This is a genomic window from Winogradskyella sp. (genome assembly GCF_045105575.1).
Taxonomy (GTDB): Bacteria; Bacteroidota; Bacteroidia; order Flavobacteriales; family Flavobacteriaceae; genus Winogradskyella.
In genome coordinates this window covers 35,836-54,331 of sequence record NZ_JBGCDQ010000002.1, presented here as the reverse complement: position 1 = coordinate 54,331, position 18,496 = coordinate 35,836, and the positions used below count along the sequence as shown (strand labels likewise).

General features: G+C 34.3%; 15 protein-coding genes. 10 read left to right on the top strand and 5 right to left on the bottom strand.

Annotated elements, in window-relative coordinates:
- Nucleotides 1–47: 47 nt before the first annotated feature.
- The 3 genes from AB8B52_RS00265 to AB8B52_RS00255 are packed head-to-tail and all read right to left on the bottom strand — an operon-like array spanning nucleotide 48 to nucleotide 3,484.
- The gene (locus AB8B52_RS00265) at nucleotides 48–1,355 is read right to left on the bottom strand and encodes a 4Fe-4S dicluster domain-containing protein (protein ID WP_406024063.1); all 1,308 of its coding nucleotides are present in this window, start codon (nucleotides 1,353–1,355) and stop codon (nucleotides 48–50) included.
- 11 nt (nucleotides 1,356–1,366) lie between these two features.
- A complete protein-coding gene (locus AB8B52_RS00260; protein ID WP_406024062.1) occupies nucleotides 1,367–2,314 on the bottom strand; it encodes an MlaD family protein in 948 nt (315 codons plus the stop codon).
- A 54-nt stretch (nucleotides 2,315–2,368) separates the two neighbouring features.
- Nucleotides 2,369–3,484 carry an N-acetylmuramoyl-L-alanine amidase gene (locus tag AB8B52_RS00255; RefSeq protein ID WP_406024060.1) on the bottom strand — a complete coding sequence of 372 codons (1,116 nt, stop codon included), beginning with the start codon at nucleotides 3,482–3,484 and terminating at the stop codon, nucleotides 2,369–2,371.
- Between the two features lie 108 nt (nucleotides 3,485–3,592).
- Between AB8B52_RS00255 and AB8B52_RS00250 the strand changes: the two genes are divergently transcribed.
- The 5 genes from AB8B52_RS00250 (at nucleotide 3,593) to AB8B52_RS00230 (ending at nucleotide 10,197) form a co-directional block, all read left to right on the top strand.
- Complete coding sequence (locus AB8B52_RS00250; protein WP_406024058.1) at nucleotides 3,593–6,361, top strand: putative LPS assembly protein LptD; 2,769 nt, start codon at nucleotides 3,593–3,595, stop codon at nucleotides 6,359–6,361.
- A 169-nt stretch (nucleotides 6,362–6,530) separates the two neighbouring features.
- Nucleotides 6,531–6,911 carry a RidA family protein gene (locus AB8B52_RS00245; protein ID WP_406024056.1) on the top strand — a complete coding sequence of 127 codons (381 nt, stop codon included), beginning with the start codon at nucleotides 6,531–6,533 and terminating at the stop codon, nucleotides 6,909–6,911.
- Nucleotides 6,912–7,312: 401 nt separating this feature from the next.
- Entirely contained in the window at nucleotides 7,313–8,083 is a 771-nt protein-coding gene (locus AB8B52_RS00240) for a TIGR02757 family protein (RefSeq protein ID WP_406024054.1), read from the top strand.
- A 135-nt stretch (nucleotides 8,084–8,218) separates the two neighbouring features.
- Complete coding sequence (locus AB8B52_RS00235) at nucleotides 8,219–8,689, top strand: VOC family protein (protein ID WP_406024052.1); 471 nt, start codon at nucleotides 8,219–8,221, stop codon at nucleotides 8,687–8,689.
- Between the two features lie 20 nt (nucleotides 8,690–8,709).
- Nucleotides 8,710–10,197 carry a S10 family peptidase gene (locus tag AB8B52_RS00230; RefSeq protein WP_406024050.1) on the top strand — a complete coding sequence of 496 codons (1,488 nt, stop codon included), beginning with the start codon at nucleotides 8,710–8,712 and terminating at the stop codon, nucleotides 10,195–10,197.
- Nucleotides 10,198–10,425: 228 nt separating this feature from the next.
- Here AB8B52_RS00230 and AB8B52_RS00225 read toward each other — a convergent pair whose 3' ends face one another.
- Nucleotides 10,426–12,318 carry a peptidase M61 gene (locus AB8B52_RS00225; protein WP_406024048.1) on the bottom strand — a complete coding sequence of 631 codons (1,893 nt, stop codon included), beginning with the start codon at nucleotides 12,316–12,318 and terminating at the stop codon, nucleotides 10,426–10,428.
- An 82-nt stretch (nucleotides 12,319–12,400) separates the two neighbouring features.
- On the opposite strand from AB8B52_RS00225, the gene AB8B52_RS00220 reads away from it, so the two are divergent.
- The 5 genes from AB8B52_RS00220 to AB8B52_RS00200 all read left to right on the top strand — a co-directional run bounded on the left by AB8B52_RS00220 (nucleotide 12,401) and on the right by AB8B52_RS00200 (nucleotide 17,771).
- A complete protein-coding gene (locus AB8B52_RS00220) occupies nucleotides 12,401–13,408 on the top strand; it encodes a glycosyltransferase family 2 protein (protein ID WP_406024046.1) in 1,008 nt (335 codons plus the stop codon).
- 112 nt (nucleotides 13,409–13,520) lie between these two features.
- The gene (locus tag AB8B52_RS00215; protein WP_406024044.1) at nucleotides 13,521–15,446 is read left to right on the top strand and encodes a BatA domain-containing protein; all 1,926 of its coding nucleotides are present in this window, start codon (nucleotides 13,521–13,523) and stop codon (nucleotides 15,444–15,446) included.
- Between the two features lie 92 nt (nucleotides 15,447–15,538).
- Complete coding sequence (locus tag AB8B52_RS00210) at nucleotides 15,539–16,792, top strand: dihydroorotase (protein ID WP_406024042.1); 1,254 nt, start codon at nucleotides 15,539–15,541, stop codon at nucleotides 16,790–16,792.
- Nucleotides 16,792–17,124 (top strand): hypothetical protein, encoded by a 333-nt coding sequence (locus tag AB8B52_RS00205; protein WP_406024040.1) that lies wholly within the window; start codon nucleotides 16,792–16,794, stop codon nucleotides 17,122–17,124. The genes AB8B52_RS00210 and AB8B52_RS00205 overlap by 1 nt, the downstream gene beginning before the upstream one ends.
- Nucleotides 17,125–17,126: 2 nt before the next feature.
- Nucleotides 17,127–17,771: an alpha/beta hydrolase gene (locus AB8B52_RS00200; RefSeq protein ID WP_406024038.1), complete on the top strand. Its 645-nt coding sequence runs from the start codon at nucleotides 17,127–17,129 to the stop codon at nucleotides 17,769–17,771.
- Nucleotides 17,772–17,988: 217 nt separating this feature from the next.
- Here AB8B52_RS00200 and AB8B52_RS00195 read toward each other — a convergent pair whose 3' ends face one another.
- Nucleotides 17,989–18,495: a hydrolase gene (locus tag AB8B52_RS00195; RefSeq protein WP_406024036.1), complete on the bottom strand. Its 507-nt coding sequence runs from the start codon at nucleotides 18,493–18,495 to the stop codon at nucleotides 17,989–17,991.
- Between the last annotated feature and the right edge of the window lies 1 nt (nucleotide 18,496).

Here is an 18,496-nt window from a genome sequence, read left to right as displayed (position 1 = left end):
TTTACAACTAGGTTTCGACTGCGCTCAACCAGACAACATTGAGAGTTTTATTCGTCTTTCCAATTTAAACGATCCATTTGGTTGTAAGGCCAAGGTGCTCCGTTGTTCTCTATATTGCTCATCATTGTATTTAATTCCATTGGTGCTGCACTTTGCTCCATTACTAAATAACGACGCATATCCATAATTATCGATAATGGGTCTATACTTACAGGACAAGCCTCTACACAAGCGTTGCATGTGGTACAAGCCCAAAGCTCTTCGTTTGTAATATAATCACCTAAGAGTTGTTTCCCATCATCTTTAAATACTCCGTTGTTGGCATCGATATTTTTACCGACCTCAACTAAACGGTCTCGTGTATCCATCATAATCTTACGAGGCGATAATTTTTTGCCTGTTAAGTTAGCAGGACACTCGCTGGTGCAACGACCACATTCCGTACACGTGTAAGCGTTAAGCAACTGAATTTGATTTAAATCCATCACATCGCTCGCACCAAATTTAGCTGGCACTTCATCTTCGGCAGATTCCGCAGGTGCAGCATACGGATCTGCATCTGGATCCATCATTAATTTCACCTCAGCAGTTACCGCTTCCAAATTATTCAATTTGCCTTTTGGCTCCACACTTCCTAGATAGACATTAGGGAAGGCTAATAAAATATGTAAATGCTTAGAGAAATATAAATAGTTTAGAAATACCAAAATACCAACAATGTGCAGCCACCATGCGCCACGCTCAATAGTATGCAAAGCTTCTGGTGAAAAACCACTAAACCAAGGTGCTATAAATTGTGAAATCACATTACCTGCTCCTAAGTCTTGAAACGGTATGTCTGTTGCATTCATTAGAAGAAATAAACACATTAAGACCACTTCAAAATAAAGAATGATATTTCCATCATTTTTTGGCCAGCCTTTTAAACTTTTAAAGCGCTGTATGTTAACTATATTTCGTCTTGCCCAAAACACTAATACGGCTAGCAGCACCAATACGGCTAAAACTTCAAACGTACCAATTAAGAAACCGTAAACTGATTCTGGTAATATGGATAAACCAATACGATGTGTTCCAAATATACCATCGATAATAATTTCTAAAACTTCAATATTAATTATAACAAAACCGACATATACAATGACATGAAGCAAACCTGAAACTGGTCGTTTTACCATTTTACTTTGACCCAAGGCTATGTATGCCATGTTTTTCCAACGTTCCGCTTTATTATCGCTGGCATCAACCTCATGACCTAATTTGATATTACGAATGAGTTTTTTGACATTTCTTGCAAAATAGCCAATACCTGCAATGAGCAGTAGGGCAAAAATGATATTTGGTATGTATTCCATAAGAAACGCGTCTAGTTGTTATTTAATTCTGCTTCGGTTGGCTCCTCGTAAGGAATTTCCTTTTTCGATAAAATGCGTCGGTAACGTGCTGGATGTAATTTAATATCTAAAAGTAAAAGTTCCATTTCTTTTGTAGCCGCTTCAAGGTTATCATAAAGCGTTTGATCTTTTAAAAGTTTACCCAAAGAACCTTCTCCTGCTTCAAGACTACTAGCTAATGCTGTAAACTTTAAGACCATGGCATCTAAATCTTTTACTGTTTTTGAAATATCAGCTTCATTTAAGCTCTTAGTAAATATGGCTAATTCTCCACTCGTCTTTTCAAAACTATCTAATAATGATGCTATTTTTTCATCATTTTGATTAATCAGCTTATTTGCATTTAAGGCTACAGTTTTAAAAGACTTTAAGGTGGCATTTAGCTCTGCTATAGTTTGCTTTAAACCATCGCCTGACTCATCAACCACCATGGCATTTAAGTTATTAATTAAAGAGTCTGAAGACCGAAGCGTAGATCCTAAATCTTCGCTGATACCAGAAAAATTCTTTTCTAACGAAGAAATCATGCCTGGTTTGACTTCCGATTTTATAAAATCACCAGATGTTGCCATAGCACCATCACTTGCTTCAATAATGGCTAATGCATTGCCTCCCATTAAACCATCTTGATATAGTCTTACGATACTATTTTTAGAAAACTTTAATTCTGGCGTTACAGAAAAAGCCACGCGTGTTTTACCCGATTCGAAATCGTACTTAATATCTTCGATTTTACCTATTTTATTTCCTTTTACGGTGACTCCAGAGGATAAGGTTAAAGCGTTGTAATCAAATTCTGTGTAGTATGTATTAGAATTTGAAAATAAGTCCTCACCTTTTAAATAGGTAAATAAATATAAAAAAAGAGCAATACCAGACAAGACTAATACGGCTGTTTTAATTTCTCTTGAGATTTTCAATGGGCTATACTTTGATGAGTAACAAAATTAGGAATAAATATATAAATAATGTTCCTAATCCTTTGTAGATTTCAAGGCTTCCGTCATGCTAATTCTTTTACCACCTTTGTAGGCAACAATAAAGGCTCCAGAATAGCCTTTTGACTTTGCCTCGTCTTGCAGCTGTTTTACTTTATTAAAATCCGAAGTTTCACCACTGTAGTATTTATATAAGTTCCCTGCTTTTTCTCTTGAAATATCTGCGAGACCTTTAAAATTATATGATTTAGCTTCTAATGCTCTAGAGCTTGCTGCGATTTGAACTTTAAAGGTAATCCCATTATAAATTCTAGGTGTCAAATCTTCGAGAACGGCAGTTTCATTTTGTCCTGTTAAAATATGACTACCTACATTTTGATCGAGTTCATTTTTATAATCTAAAACAGCCACTTTAATCGCATGAGCCATTTTAGTTTGGCCCGCTTTGGTATTTAAAAAACTGCCTTCACTTTTATTGGTTAAAAAACCAACTTCGACTAAAACGCTTGGCATGTAGGTGTTTCGTATGACAAGTAAACTGGCTTGCTTTAAACCACGACTTTTTCGCTTCGCCTTATTGATAAAATTATCTTCTATTTTTCGTGCTAAAACAATACTTTGTTCTACATAAACTTCTTGTTCTATACCAATGGCTATGGTAGACTCTGGCGAACTGGGATCGAAACCTGCATAATTCTCTTTATAGTTATCTTCTAAAAAAATCACTTCATTTTCGCGCTTGGCCACATCAAAATTACGTCCTGTGTTTTTTTCACCTAAAACAAACGTTTCAGTACCACTAGCTTGAGAACTATGCGCATTACAATGAATAGACACAAAAAGGTCTGCATCCGCTTTATTTGCAATATTAGCACGTTCAAATAATTCTACAAAAACATCTGTTTTCCGGGTATAAATGACTTTAATATCAGGGTTTTTCGCTAATGCTTTACCAACTTCTAGTGTCACTTTTAAAGCAATATTCTTTTCGCTATGACCATTACCAACATTACCCGAATCATGGCCTCCATGACCAGCATCTAAAACCACAACAAACTTATCGCTTTGTGCAAACAAGCTGTTGTGAGATGTTAAAGTACTTATAAATGTCAGTAGCAATAATACTATTCTATATTTATGGGTCGTTTGCATATTTGATTTAAGAGTTTTAAACTTGGGTTTTATGCCTTTATATAAGTAACAGCCGATTTTTAAACTTTATTGTATTAATAAATTAATCACAAAAAAATATCTGTACTTTTGGCGTTTCAAAAACCGAGCCACAGTTTTACAAAAATACATCTAAAAGGATTGCGTACAACCAGCTTACACATACTTTTTGCCTTGAGTTTTACAGTGTTTATCAACACTTTTAGCTTCGCACAAGAATTACCAAAAAACGACACTAAAATTCTGGCTCAGCAACCTAAAGACTCCGTTGTTACACCATTAGATTCCATTTTAAAACCACCAGTTAATCTTAAAGAAATTGATTCCACAAAAAAGGATTCTACTAAAAAGAAAGGGCTTTTAGAAGCTACTGTAAAATATAAAGCCTCTGATTATGTATCTTTAAACCAAAGAGAAAAAAAAATATACCTCTATAATGAAGCCCAAGTGCTCTACCAAGACATGGATATTACAGCAGGTATCATTGTTATTGATTATAGTAAAAATTTGGTTTATGCTGGACGTTTAAAGGATTCTACAGGCTACTCTCAACGTCCTGTTTTTAAACAAGGTGAAAATATAATTGAGCCGGACTCCATTGTATTTAATACAGAAACAAAAAAAGCTTTAGTTTTTAATTCTAGAACCGAACAACAAGGATTTAAAGTCTATTCTCCAATTACGAAAAAAGAAAATGATTCTGTTTATTTTATGAAAAACGGAAAATTCACCACAGCTGAAGACGAAGAAGATCCAGAATATCAGTTTGTAACCACTAAAATGAAAATGGTACCTAACAAAAAAGTCATTGTTGGGCCAACCTACATGGAAATCTATGGAGTACCAACTCCCATTGCCTTGCCCTTTGCTTTTTTTCCTATGACTAAAACACAAACTTCAGGTATTATTTTTCCGTCGTTTGGAGAAGATTCTGGCGGAGACAGAGGTTATTTTCTGCAAAATGGTGGTTATTATTTTGCCATTAATGATTATGTCGATTTGGCTGTTTTAGGAGATTATTACACAAACGGTAGTTATGGCTTACGTATTGAAAATAACTATGCGGTGCGCTATAAGTTTAATGGTAACCTAAGCTTTCGATACGAAAATCTACTAACGAGTGAACGTGGTTTTCCAGATTTTAGTCAGCAAACGGTTTATAACATCCGCTGGTCCCATAGCCAAGATGCAAAATCTAATCCTAATTCTCGTTTTTCTGCGTCTGTAAACCTTGGAAGTAGTAATTACTTTCAACAATCTATAAATCAATTGAATCAGGCTAATTTTTTAAATAATACGTTAGCTTCTTCTGTATCCTATTCAAAAACATTTCAAGGCGAACCGCAGGTCAATGTAAATTTAACGGCATCGCACAGACAAAACACCAATACTGGAGATATCGATTTAACCTTACCTACCTTGCAAGCGTCGATGAGTAGAGTTTTTCCGTTTGCACCAAAAAATGGAACTAAAAAAGGAGCTATTCAGAACATTAACTTTCAAGTAAATACCAGAGGAGAATACAGTATCCGTACTAATGACACTATCTTCGGAACAAGTGAAATGTTTGATGATGCCTTAACGGGAATGCGTCACACTATCCCAGTCACCACTAATTTTAAGGTATTTAACCATTTTAGTGTGAGTGCTAATGCTAATTTTGAAGAAACATGGACGCTTAAAACGATTAGTAGATTTCAAGATTTAGCAACAAATGACATTGTAACAATAGATCAAAACGGTTTTGATCGTTTTTTAACCTATAATGTTGGAGCCAGTGTTGGTACTACTATTTATGGCATGTATAATTTTGAAGATGAAGAAGAAGACAAGAAAATAAAAGCCATTAGGCATGTTATGCGACCTTCTGTAAGTTATTCCATAAATCCTGCGTTCGATCAGTACTATGAAACTTATGACGTTATTGATGCTGATGGCACTACTACGGAAGAATTTACACGATTTGAAAACTCACTATTTGGCCGTCCTGGCAATCGGCTTTCTAACAACGTTGGTATCACCTTAGGAAATAATTTAGAAGCCAAAATTAGGGCAAAAGATTCTACACAAACAGAAGCTGAAAAGATTATTATCCTTAACAACCTCAACTTTGCAACCTCATACGATATTGCAGCAGATTCCTTACGCTGGAGTCCAGTTAGGGTAAGTGGAGGAACTCAAATTTTGAATAAAAAAATGAGTATTAACTTTGGTATGACCCTTAATCCTTACGCCTTAGATAGTAACAACAGTCTCATTAATACGTTTAATGTGAATAATGGAGGTAGCTTATTCCGTTTAACTTCGGCGAACATGAATATGAGTTATACCCTTTCTAACGATAGCTTTTCTGGCAAAGACTCTAAAGATGACGATGCATCATCAAACCAAGCTGCGCGTTCTGGTGGCCGAACCGATGACCTCTTTGGCCGCTCACAAGATTTTGCAGATAAGCGCCTTTCTGATGATGATGATAAAAAGAAAGATAACGAAGAAGAAAATAACGAATTCTATAATTACAAAATGCCTTGGAGCTTACGTTTGGCTTATGCGGTTAACTACTCTAATACACGACGAGAAAACACGATTTCTTCACATTCTTTAATGTTCTCTGGTGACGTTGATTTATCTCCACGTTGGAGTGTTGGTGCTTCTTCTGGTTACGATTTTTTAAACCAAGGATTTACCTATACACAACTGCGTTTTGAGCGTGATTTATTAAGTTGGAGAATGAATTTTTCTTGGATTCCGTTTAGTGATCGTAGCTCTTGGAATTTCTTTATTGGTATTAAATCGAATCTTCTTAAGGATTTAAAATACGACCAACGTCGACAGCCAGATTTACAGGTAGGGAATTGAGGTTGATGGAAGATGAAGATGAAGATGAAGATGGAAGACTATAAATTTATTTTTTCTGCGCTTTGCTGCGCATTTTATTTGAAGAAAATAGTTTAAATTTGAGATTATAATTACTAATAATATTTCAGTTTTTTGAAGAAATAGATACTGAAACTAGTTCAGCATAAAAATGAAAAAAATAATAAACACTACAAAAGCTCCAGCGCCAATTGGACCATATAACCAAGCCGTTTTAGTTGGTAATATGCTTTATACTTCTGGACAAATTGCTTTGCATCCTGAAACGATGGAATTGGTTTTAGATGATATTAAAACCGAAACTAAACAAGTAATGGAAAATATGAAAGCCGTTTTAGCTGCTGCTGACATGACTTTTGAAAATGTATTTAAAACCTCCATCTTTATAAGTGACATGCACAACTTTAAGCAAATCAATGAGGTCTATGGTCAATACTTTGATGAAGCTACCGCACCTGCGAGAGAAACTGTTGAAGTTGCTAACTTACCTAAGTTTGTAAATGTTGAAATAAGTATGATTGCGGTGAAATAAGTTGAAAAAAAAAGTGACTTGGTTTTACCCAAGCCACTTTTCCACTAACAAAGTAATCAACTTAAACCCTTATTTTTTTTTAACTTTAATATCTGATTCTATTTTCTAATTACACTAAATTTTGAAAATAGCTTGATGGAACTATCATGCCACCTTTATGATATAACAACTAAGGTTTTGATTCTCCTTATTAATAATGGAATTATTTTTAAAACTACAGTATTAAGCTGAAACAGCAGTTAATACAACAGAACTAAATTATTCTTTTGAAATGTTTCAATTCATACTCGAAACTGGCAATTCATTAGAAGCTTTTCTAGCCAAAAAACATCAGAATAAAGAACAAAGCCAATTTCCAAAAAACTTGCCTTATTTTTACTTTTTCAAAACAACATTTAGCATTGAAACTTAAAAAAGCAGAACTTAAAGATTTCCTAGACGAAAAAGTCATCCTCTATAACCATCCCAAATTTATAGAAAGTGATCCTATTCAGATACCACATCAATTTTCTAAAAAAGAAGATATTGAAATTGCAGGTTTTTTATCTGCGACCATCGCTTGGGGAAATCGGAAAAGCATTATCAATAATGCCAACAAAATGATGGCTCTATTAGACCACTCCCCTTTTGAGTTTATTATGCAGCACCAAGATTCAGATTTAGAGAAACTAACACCTTTTGTGCATCGCACCTTTAACGGTTATGACTTTATTCAGTTTATTAAAAGCTTACAGCATATTTACACCAATCACAATGGCTTAGAAGCGGTTTTTGCAAAGCATGCAAAACATGATTCTTTACAACAAAGTATTCATGAGTTTAAAAACGTATTCTTTGAAATAGACCATTTAGATCGCACCAAAAAACATGTCAGTGATCCACTAAAAAATTCTGCAGCCAAACGGATTAACATGTTTCTCCGTTGGATGGTTAGAAACGATAATAACGGTGTTGATTTTGGAATTTGGACATCCATTTCACCATCCAAATTAAGTTGTCCTTTAGATGTGCATTCTGGCAACGTGGCTCGTAAGTTAGGTTTGTTAAAACGCAAACAAAATGATGGCAAAGCCTTAGCTGAACTAGATAAAGCCTTACGTCGTTTAGATCCAAAAGATCCTGTAAAATATGATTTTGCTTTATTTGGGTTAGGTGTTTTTGAGGGGTTTTAAATTTCTTATCTTTAAAATCTAGAATAAACGGTTGTGCGAATGATTGTCTATTGACTAAGCATATTCGAAGTCAATAACAATCATATTAAGAACGCTTGAATTATTTTATATAATTTCAATACTTAAAACGAACCTATGAAACCAAAAATTAAAGGCCTTTACGAAACCCATTTATTTGTTGAGGACTTGGAGCGTTCTGTAGATTTTTATAGCAACATTTTAGGCTTAGAGCAATGCCGAATTAACGATGCGCGACGCACAGCCTTTTTTTGGATTGGAACACCAAAACAACAAATGTTAGGTCTTTGGGAAAAGCCAAAAGAAGAGATTGACATTAGACATTTTGCGTTTCAATGTGAACCTGATTGGATCTTAAATGAGTCTATCAATTTCCTTAAAAAACACAATTTAAATTTCTGGAATTTCCTCAATGATGGTTCTAAACAGCCTATGGTTTTTGCTTGGATGCCTTCCGTAGCGATCTATTTTAGCGATCCAGATGGACACGATTTAGAATTTATCGGTATTTTAGAAGGAACACCCAAACCTGAAAACGGTGTACTATCTTACGATGATTGGAAAACTCTAGAAACAAAAGACAATTAAAACCACCTAAATTATAACTTATGAAATTTAACTTCGCATGTCTACTTTCGTTCTGCTTCTCGTTCTGTTTTTCGCAAGATCTAAAAATCCCTGTGGATACAACTATTGTGAGCACGAGTTCTGTCACCATAAAAGGAAAACAAGTCAACTACCAAGCGGAAACTGGATTCCAACCTGTTTGGGATGACAACGGTAAAATGATTGCCTCATTATATTATACCTACTACAAACGCACCAATGATAGCAAAGCTAACAACCGACCAATAATCTATTCATTTAATGGTGGTCCAGGCTCAGCTTCCGTTTGGATGCATATTGCCTACACTGGTCCAAAAATTTTAAAAATTGATGATGAAGGCTATCCTGTGCAACCTTATGGTATAAAGGATAACCCAAATTCTATTTTAGATGTTGCTGATATTGTGTTTATTAATCCTGTAAATACAGGTTACTCACGTAAAGTAGCTGACAAGGATGGTAAACTACCAGATGATACCCTCTTTTTTGGTATCAATGCGGATATTAAATATTTAGCAAGTTGGATGAATACCTTTACCACAAGGCATAACCGATGGGAATCTCCAAAATACATCATTGGCGAAAGTTATGGCGGTACACGTGTGATGGGTTTATCGTTAGAGCTTCAAAATAACCAATGGATGTATCTTAATGGTGTTATTTTAGTATCACCTGCAGATTATAAGGTGCTTCGTGTTGGTGGTCCTTTAGCTTCGAGTTTAAATTTACCATATTATACCGCTGCCGCTTGGTATCATAACATGCTGCCTCCAGCGCTTCAAAATAAAGATTTATTAGATATTTTACCTGAAGCTGAAGATTTTGCTATTACTGCCTTAATGCCAGCCCTTGCAAAAGGTGGATTTATTTCAGATGCTGAAAAGAATGTAATTGCTAAGCAAATGAGTTACTATTCTGGCTTAAATGAAAACGTTATTTTACAACAAAATTTAGACGTTCCGAATCGCTTTTTCTGGAAAGAATTACTTCGTAATAAAACTGGTGAAACAATTGGACGATTAGATTCGAGATACATCGGTATTGACAAGGTCGACACTGGTGTAAGTCCAGATTACAGTGCAGAATTATCTTCTTGGTTGCATTCGTTTACTCCTGCCATCAATTATTACATTCAAAATGAATTAGGCTTTAAAACAGACGTTAAATACAACGTTTTTGGCAATGTTGGTAATTGGGATAGAACCAATGACAATACAAGAGAAAATTTAAGACAAGCCATGGCACAAAATCCGTATCTAAAAGTCTTAACGCAATCTGGTTATTACGATGGTGCTACCACCTATTTTTCGGCAAAATACTCGCAATGGCAAATTGATCCTAGTGGTAAAATGAAAGATCGCTTTTCCTTTAAAGGTTATAGAAGTGGCCATATGATGTACTTACGAAACGAAGACCTGATTACATCTAATGAGGATTTACGCGAGTTTATTGCACATTCGCTTCCTGAGGGGAAATCGGCTAAGTATTAGTTTTGTTATTAGGTTATTAGGTTAGATTTATATAACTGCTATTATATCGCACTAAAACCATCTCTATTTCTAACGAATTGTTCCTTTTCAATTTTGTCATCTGTTAACTTGTTTGAATTGTTTAGATCGATAAGCATATTTACTATTATTGTATTTTTCACGAGTTACTCCACATAAAAAAGACCTCCGAATCGGAAGCCTTTTTTTATACCTTTTATAACCTATTGCTTAGCCTTTCAACCAAGCCGCTCTCACTGCTTTTTGAGCTTCTGTTGCATTTTCGTCTGCTACGATTGATTCGCTTGTTGCCGTTGCTTTGGTTAACGTTGTTTTTATAACAATTGGTTCGCCATTACGCTCTAAATCCATTGTAATTTCTTGTCCTTCTTGCCATCCAAACATGCCACCAACAACTTGCTGTGCATTTGCCATGGTTAAATCTGTTCCATTCACTTTCTTAATAACATCGCCAACTTCAACACCCTGAGATTTCCAAAATGAATTCTTTAGAGCCATAGGTGAAAAGAAAATCGTTCCTTTTTCTTGGTCTCCATCAAAAATAATATTTTGTCCACCAGCGAAAATATAGTTGGTTTCTACTTCAGTTTCACCTTTAGTTAAACCTACCATGGCAAAAAAGTCATTATAATTGATTGGCACATCTCCTTCCACATGTGTTTTAAGGAATTCGCCAACGCTTGGATACGTCATAGCCGTAATTTCAGTAATAAGATTATCATCTACAAACGGCTTTTCTTTACCATATTTTGCAGATAATTCTTTCATCAGTGATAACATACTTCTGTTACCATCGCTTTCTTTTCGCATTAAAATATCGATACACATACCAATTAAAGCACCTTTCATATATACATTATAATATTGATCTGCATAAGGATCATCCAACACGTTTTCACTCATAATAGTAAAACTCATGGCATCGTCTAAACGCTTAGAAGTTGCTATCTTAGACATAATGGTATTGTAAAACTGGTTTTCATCTACCAAACCTTCATAAACCTGAAAATGTTGCGCAAAATATTCTGTAACACCTTCATACATCCATAAATGTTTAGAGAATGTTGGTTTGTTATAATCAAAATAGTGAACGTCTTCAGAATGCACAGACAAAGGCGTTACAATATGAAAAAACTCGTGTGCTACAACATCGATCATAGACGCTTTAAGTCCTTCTAAGCTGCTGTTTTCAGAAAATACAACAACGGTAGATGTGTGGTGTTCTAAAGCACCAAATCCTTTTGGAGACGTTTCGTCACCTCGAGATAAATACACATAAATATCGTAACGTGGTGTACTATCAACATCACCTAAATAATTTTTCTGCGCTTCCATCATTTTAAAAACGGTCTCCTTTAAACTTGCAGCCGTATGCTTGCCTGTTGGTGAGTAAAGACTTAACACAATTTTAATATCACCAACCATGAACTCTTCAACATCGAGCTTACCATACATCATTGGGTTATCAGTAATATCAAAATAACGTTGTGCAAAATAACTGCTTGTGATTGTTGTGCCATCTTCACTAGATTTTATCCCTTTATCTTCTAAAGCAGATGTTCTTTTAAACGTTGCTGGTGCAATCACATCTAAAGCATATTGATTGTTTTTTAACGAATCGAAATAACCAATAAATCCGTGAAGATTCAACACAAAATTATCTTCTTCAATATTAGTTCCCGCTGGTGAAAATGGTTGTTCACCTCCTATTCCACCTGATGTTTCAATATCGAAAGTATCATTAACATAGTACTGTAACTTGTCTAATTTAGTGGCATTAGCAATTGTCCATGTATTGGTATCTACCTTGGTTACAGCTAATTCGTTGCCATCATAATCGAGTGCCTTAAACTCATCCACATATTTTCCAAAATCACTTACCGAATAGGTACCTTGCACCACTCTTGGCAATCTGTACGTTACAGTTTCAGTAGTAAAACGACCTGGATTAATAGTTACAGGTACACGATCATTGTTAACCGCTATTAAATCTAACGCTGTTAAAATTGGATTATTAACGGCTAAATCATCAACCTTTGGTTTTGCAGATCCACAACCTACTAAAATGACACTTAAGCCAAGTATGGCAAAATAATTCTTCATGTTATTGTTTTTAATTTTTTTAGATTCGCAAATCTACAATCTGTAAGTATTAAAAACCTAAAGGTTTTGTTAAATTCGCAGTATGGCGCAACCTCTCGTTAGCATTTTAGTCCCTTTTAAAAACACAGAAGCTTTTATTTCTGACTGTGTCGCATCCATATTAGACCAAAGCTACACCAATTGGGAAGCTATTTTTATAGATGACCATTCTAATGATAGCTCTTACTCTATTATTGAAAATTATACTAACCAAGATGCTCGGATTCAACTTTATAAAAATGAATCTAACGGCATTATTAATGCACTAAAAACAGCCTACAAACATAGCATTGGTGACTATGTTACAAGAATGGATAGTGATGATTTAATGACACCAATCCGGCTTGAAACCATGCTTACGAGTCTTGAAACCTATGGTCTAAAACATCTTGCTGTAGGACAAGTAAAATACTTTAGAGCCGATGGACTTAGCGATGGATTTGCACGTTACGAGCATTGGTTAAATGCGCTCACCGTAAATGGTACAAATTATTCTGAAATTTACAAAGAGTGTGTCATTCCATCGCCTTGTTGGATGCTGCATCGTAACGATTTTGACGCTTGCCATGGGTTTAACTCTAATGTTTATCCTGAAGATTACGATTTAGCCTTCCGATTTTACAAAGCAAATTATACATGTATCCCTTGTGATAAAATCCTTTTACATTGGCGCGATTATAGCACACGAACCTCTAGAACACACGAGCATTATGCCGAAAATTCATTTCTAGATCTTAAAGTATCTTATTTTTTAGAGTTGAATTATGATGCATCGCGACCACTAGCTATTTGGGGAGCAGGACACAAAGGCAAAACCTTAGCCAAAATACTTTTAAAGCAAGACATTCCGTTTTATTGGATTTGTGATAACCCAAAAAAAATAGGAAAACACATCTACGATCAAAAACTTTTAAATTTTGATTATTTGTCGCAATTAAAGCATCCTCAAAGTATTGTAACGGTTGCTAATACAAACGCTCAAAAAGAGATTATGCAGTATTTTGAAACTCAAAAAATGCAATCTATGATTGATTATTTCTTTTTCTGTTAAATTTCTCAAAAGCGAAAGGATGTAATGTGATTGTATTCTATATATTTGACCTTATAAAAAACTTTTCAGGTTTTAAAAACCTAAAAGGTCTGTAAAAAAACAAACAACAGCAATGCAATTCAAAAATCCCGAATTACTTTATGCCCTTTTTTTGCTGATTGTTCCTATTCTGATACATTTATTTCAACTCAGACGCTTTCAGAAAGTTGAATTTACCAATGTTAAGTTTTTAAAATCTGTTAAACTTCAAACCCGTAAAAGTTCGCAATTAAAAAAGTGGATCACGCTTTTAACACGCATACTTCTTTTAGCCTGCGCAATAATCGCTTTTGCACAACCTTTTATTCCAAATACTGAAGACTTTAACGAAGCTCAAGAAACTGTTATTTATTTAGATAATTCTTTTAGCATGCAAGCTAAGGGTAGCAATGGCACTTTGCTTAATGAAGCCATTCAAGATATTATAAACACTTTACCCGAAGCTGAATCGATTAGTTTATTTACAAACGATGCTACCTTTAGAAACACGACGGTTAAGGCTTTAAAAAACGATTTAATTCAATTATCGCATTCACCAACACAATTGAATTACGATGCGGTTTATTTAAAAGGGAAACAGCTATTTTCTAACCAAGGTGCTGCAACACGTAACTTAGTTTTAGTGTCTGATTTTCAACAAAAAGGAAACCTATTAAATTTTGAAGCAGATTCTACTGTACAATTAAAATTAGTACAACCAAAATCAACCATAGTCTCAAATATTAGTATTGATAGTATTTACGTCTCTAACGCAACCGCAGAAACGTTAGACTTAAATGTGAAATTATCAAGTACGTTAGATAACACTGAAAACGTTTCAATTTCGCTTTTTAATGACGAGATATTACTCACCAAAAGTGCTGTTGATATTGAAAATGACGCAGAAACTACATTTACAATTCCGAATAACACAATTATTAATGGGAAGTTAATGATTGATGATGTGGGTTTACAATACGACAATGCCTTCTATTTCAATATCAATTCGAAACCAAAAATTAAAGTTTTAGCGATTAATGAAACTGCTGATGATGCGTTCTTAAATCGGGTTTATACAGATGATGAATTCGACTTTAAAAGTTTCAAATTAAATGCACTTAATTTCAATTTAATTCCTGAACAGAATCTCATTGTCTTAAATGAATTAGATCAAATTTCTAACGCACTTAAAACAGCCTTAATTGCGTTTAAAAATGATGGTGGTCGCCTTTTAATAATTCCATCAAATGAAATTGATTTAAATTCTTATAATCAAATATTTAGAGACTTGAATATTAACGTATTCAATACTCAAAATACAACAGAAAAACGCATTACGAGTATCAACTACAATCATCCGCTTTTAGCGAATGCTTTTTATTCCAAAGTCACCAATTTTCAATATCCGAAGGCTAACAAATCGTATCGTTTTGCTTCTAATTCAAACAACGTTTTATCGTATGAAGATGGTTCACCTTTTTTAGTTGGAAACACCAATACTTACGTGTTTTCTTCAGCTTTAAATGCGGATAATTCAAACTTTAAAAATTCGCAATTAATAATTCCTGTATTGTATAACATGGGTTTACAGAGTTTAAAATTGTCTCAACTGTATTATACCATTGGTCAGCCAAATACCATTGCGATTCAAACCACTATTGGGCAAGATGATATTTTAACTTTAGATGCTGACGAGACTTCTGTGATTCCGCTTCAAAAAACGTATAGCAAATCTGTTGTTTTAGAAACCGAAGATTTCCCGAACACGGCTGGTATTCTTAAGGTGAAGAATAAAGAAAATGTACTTCAAAATTTAAGTTTTAATTATAACAGAACTGAAAGCAGTCTTAATTATTACGACTTAAATACACTAAAAGACGCATCAATCGATTCAAGTTTAGCCGAAGCCATTAATACCATAAAAAGTAACACAAATGTTAATGCGCTGTGGAAATGGTTTGTTATTTTTGCATTAGTATTTTTAATTATTGAAATGCTGCTTTTAAAATTTTTGAAATAGAAATTTTTAAAAAAGTTATTAGGTTAATGCGTTATTAAGAGTACCTGAATAACTTAGTAATAGAATAACTCAATAACTAGATAAAACCAAAAATGAACGCACTCATAAAATCTGCCACCATCGTTGATTCTAAAAGTGATTTTCACAATGAAACGGTTGATATTTTAATTGAAAAAGGGCGTATTTCCAAGATCGCTAAACAGATTCCCAATCCCAAAAAATTTAAAGAGATTAAACGAGACAACTTGCATGTATCGCAAGGTTGGTTTGATAGTAGCGTTTCTTTTGGTGAACCAGGTTACGAAGAACGTGAGACGATAAGTAATGGTTTAAAAACCGCTGCGCATTCTGGTTTTACTGCTGTGGCACTCAATGCCAATTCAAATCCTGTTATTGATAGTTACGCAGATATTACCTTTGTAAAATCTAAAGCGCAAGATCATGCGGTAAGCCTCTATCCTATTGGTGCATTGACAAAATTGAGTGAAGGCAAAGATTTAGCTGAGTTATTTGATATGACTAACGCAGGAGCAATTGCCTTTTACGATTACCAGCAACCGATTTCCAATCCTAATTTAATGAAAATAGCGTTGCAATACGCTAGTAATTTTGATGGCTTGGTCTGTTCTTTTCCTCAAGAATCTCGAATTTCAGGACTTGGTGTTGCTAATGAGCATATTAATAGTACCAAGCTTGGTTTAAAAGGAAATCCGGCTTTAGCAGAAGAATTGCAAGTCGCCAGAGATTTGTTTTTATTAGAATATACGGAAGGTAAACTTCACATACCAACCATCTCTACTGCAAAATCTGTAAAATTAATTAGAGCAGCAAAAGCCAAGAAACTCGATGTTACTTGTAGTGTTGCCATTCATAATTTAGTTTTTACAGACGATGTATTACACAACTTTGATACCAATTACAAAGTGCTACCACCTTTAAGAACGCAAACAGATTGTGATGCGTTAATTGAAGGTTTAAAAGATGGCACGATTGATATGGTGACCACAGATCATAATCCTATTGATAATGAACACAAAAAAATTGAATTCGATTATGCTGAATATGGCACTATTGGTTTAGAATCGGCTTTTGGTGCTTTACAAACACTCTTTACAACTAAAAAAACCATAAGCCTTTTAACCCAAGGAAAATCTCGATTTGGTGTTACCGAAACATCAATAAAAGCAGATGCTATGGCAGATTTAACATTGTTTAATCCAGATAACACTTTCGAATTTAGCACTGCAACTATTTTATCGCGTTCTAAGAATAGTGCATTTTTAGGATACACACTTAAAGGTGAAACTTATGGTATCATTTCTAATAATAAAATTGTTTTAAAATAATGAATGAGCATACTGTTGAAGACGGAAAAACCCTTGGAGTCGTCGCTTACCTTACCTTAATTGGCGTTTTGATAGCTTTTTTTATGAATCAAGATAAACGTAATCCGTTTATCAGTTTTCATATAAGACAAGGGCTTGGCTTATGGATATTATACTTTGCCATTGGCTATGTTGTTGGCTCTTTTGATAGCTGGATGGTCACCTACTCCTTTTGGATTTTCTTTTCAGTACTTTTTATATATGGCATTTTTGGTGCTGTTTCCAGACAAACCAATAAAATTCCGCTTCTTGGAGATCTGTTTCAAAAATTATTTAAATCTATTGGTCAATAAACATGTCGCAACTACATTATATTTCAAAACCGTCCACTCTTAAAGAAAACGCTCCCTTACTAATTATGTGCCACGGTTATGGCAGTGATGAGAATGATTTGTTTTCATTTGCTTCAGAATTACCAGAGGATTTAATGATTATTTCTTTACGAGCGCCTTACCGAATGCAACCAAGTGGAAATGCGTGGTACGCTATTAATTTTGATGCCGAAAAAGGCAAATGGAGTGATAATGAACAAGCCAAGCAATCCGTAAATCTGATCGCTGAATTTATCGATTATGCTTGTAATACGTATAACGTAGATTCTAAAAACGTTACCCTTCTGGGTTTTAGTCAAGGAACTATTTTAAGTTATGCTGTAGCCTTATCTTATCCTGAAAAAGTAAAAAACATTGTCGCCTTAAGTGGCTACATCAATGAAGATATACTTCCAGAATCTATTGAACAAAGTGCTGTTTCGCATTTAAATTTCTTTTGTTCTCATGGTTCCGTAGATCAAGTGATTCCTGCGGACTGGGCTCAAAAAGCTCCTTTGTTTTTGAATAACTTAAATATCAATCATGTCTATTCAGAATATCCAGTTGGACATGGTGTTGCTCCTCAGAATTTCTTTGATTTAAAAACTTGGTTGGTTAAGAATATCTAATTTTTGAAGTACTAAGAATGCAGCACGCATTCAACATTTTCTAAAACCATAGAGCGACATCATCACCACTAAAAAGGAATTTTATCTGTTTCTTGGTTAATTCACTTAATCTTGAGGTACGACTTCTCTGGAGTCGCTTTATAAAACAATAGACTTTTATATAAACGTTAAACCTCTATGGAATTAGGTGCATAAAAGAATAGAATTTTACTTCTATTTAATTAATCGTAGGATACAAAAAGTACTCTACCAATTTATACTTAAGGTCGTTATTTTCATCAATAGAATAGGTTACAAAAATTTCGCCCCAGAAATTACCATCAGTAAAGTTCGCGACAATCCATTTGTGGTTCATCACACGGACTTTATTAATCAATAATTTAGAACTTGTTGTGGATACATATGGCACAATCGGATGATCGTCACCTTCGTAATCATTCATATTATACAACCCTTCTATGATGGCAGGAATAAGTTCTGACGTATCATAACCTTGCGCTTCAAAATAAGATAAGGCATCTTCATTTCTGTCGATATCAAAATAACTTAATTCAAAATTTTGCTCTTCTAAAGTTTTTTGAGCCTTCTCACTTTCAGCAAGTTTCGCTTTCACAGTAACGATGTCTTTCTCATATTTATCAATAATATTTTTTGAATTGACATATTGAAAAATGAGTAATAACACTGAAAAAATAAATAGATACATTAAAATTTTACTCTTCATC

Coding starts and splice junctions, on each gene's coding strand:
- AB8B52_RS00195 (WP_406024036.1), bottom strand. CDS start 18,495: ATGAAGAGTAAAATTTTAATGTATCTATTTATTTTTTCAGTGTTATTA.
- AB8B52_RS00205 (WP_406024040.1), top strand. CDS start 16,792: ATGAATGAGCATACTGTTGAAGACGGAAAAACCCTTGGAGTCGTCGCT.
- AB8B52_RS00245 (WP_406024056.1), top strand. CDS start 6,531: ATGAAAAAAATAATAAACACTACAAAAGCTCCAGCGCCAATTGGACCA.
- AB8B52_RS00210 (WP_406024042.1), top strand. CDS start 15,539: ATGAACGCACTCATAAAATCTGCCACCATCGTTGATTCTAAAAGTGAT.
- AB8B52_RS00225 (WP_406024048.1), bottom strand. CDS start 12,318: ATGAAGAATTATTTTGCCATACTTGGCTTAAGTGTCATTTTAGTAGGT.
- AB8B52_RS00230 (WP_406024050.1), top strand. CDS start 8,710: ATGAAATTTAACTTCGCATGTCTACTTTCGTTCTGCTTCTCGTTCTGT.
- AB8B52_RS00220 (WP_406024046.1), top strand. CDS start 12,401: ATGGCGCAACCTCTCGTTAGCATTTTAGTCCCTTTTAAAAACACAGAA.
- AB8B52_RS00265 (WP_406024063.1), bottom strand. CDS start 1,355: ATGGAATACATACCAAATATCATTTTTGCCCTACTGCTCATTGCAGGT.
- AB8B52_RS00215 (WP_406024044.1), top strand. CDS start 13,521: ATGCAATTCAAAAATCCCGAATTACTTTATGCCCTTTTTTTGCTGATT.
- AB8B52_RS00200 (WP_406024038.1), top strand. CDS start 17,127: ATGTCGCAACTACATTATATTTCAAAACCGTCCACTCTTAAAGAAAAC.
- AB8B52_RS00235 (WP_406024052.1), top strand. CDS start 8,219: ATGAAACCAAAAATTAAAGGCCTTTACGAAACCCATTTATTTGTTGAG.
- AB8B52_RS00255 (WP_406024060.1), bottom strand. CDS start 3,484: ATGCAAACGACCCATAAATATAGAATAGTATTATTGCTACTGACATTT.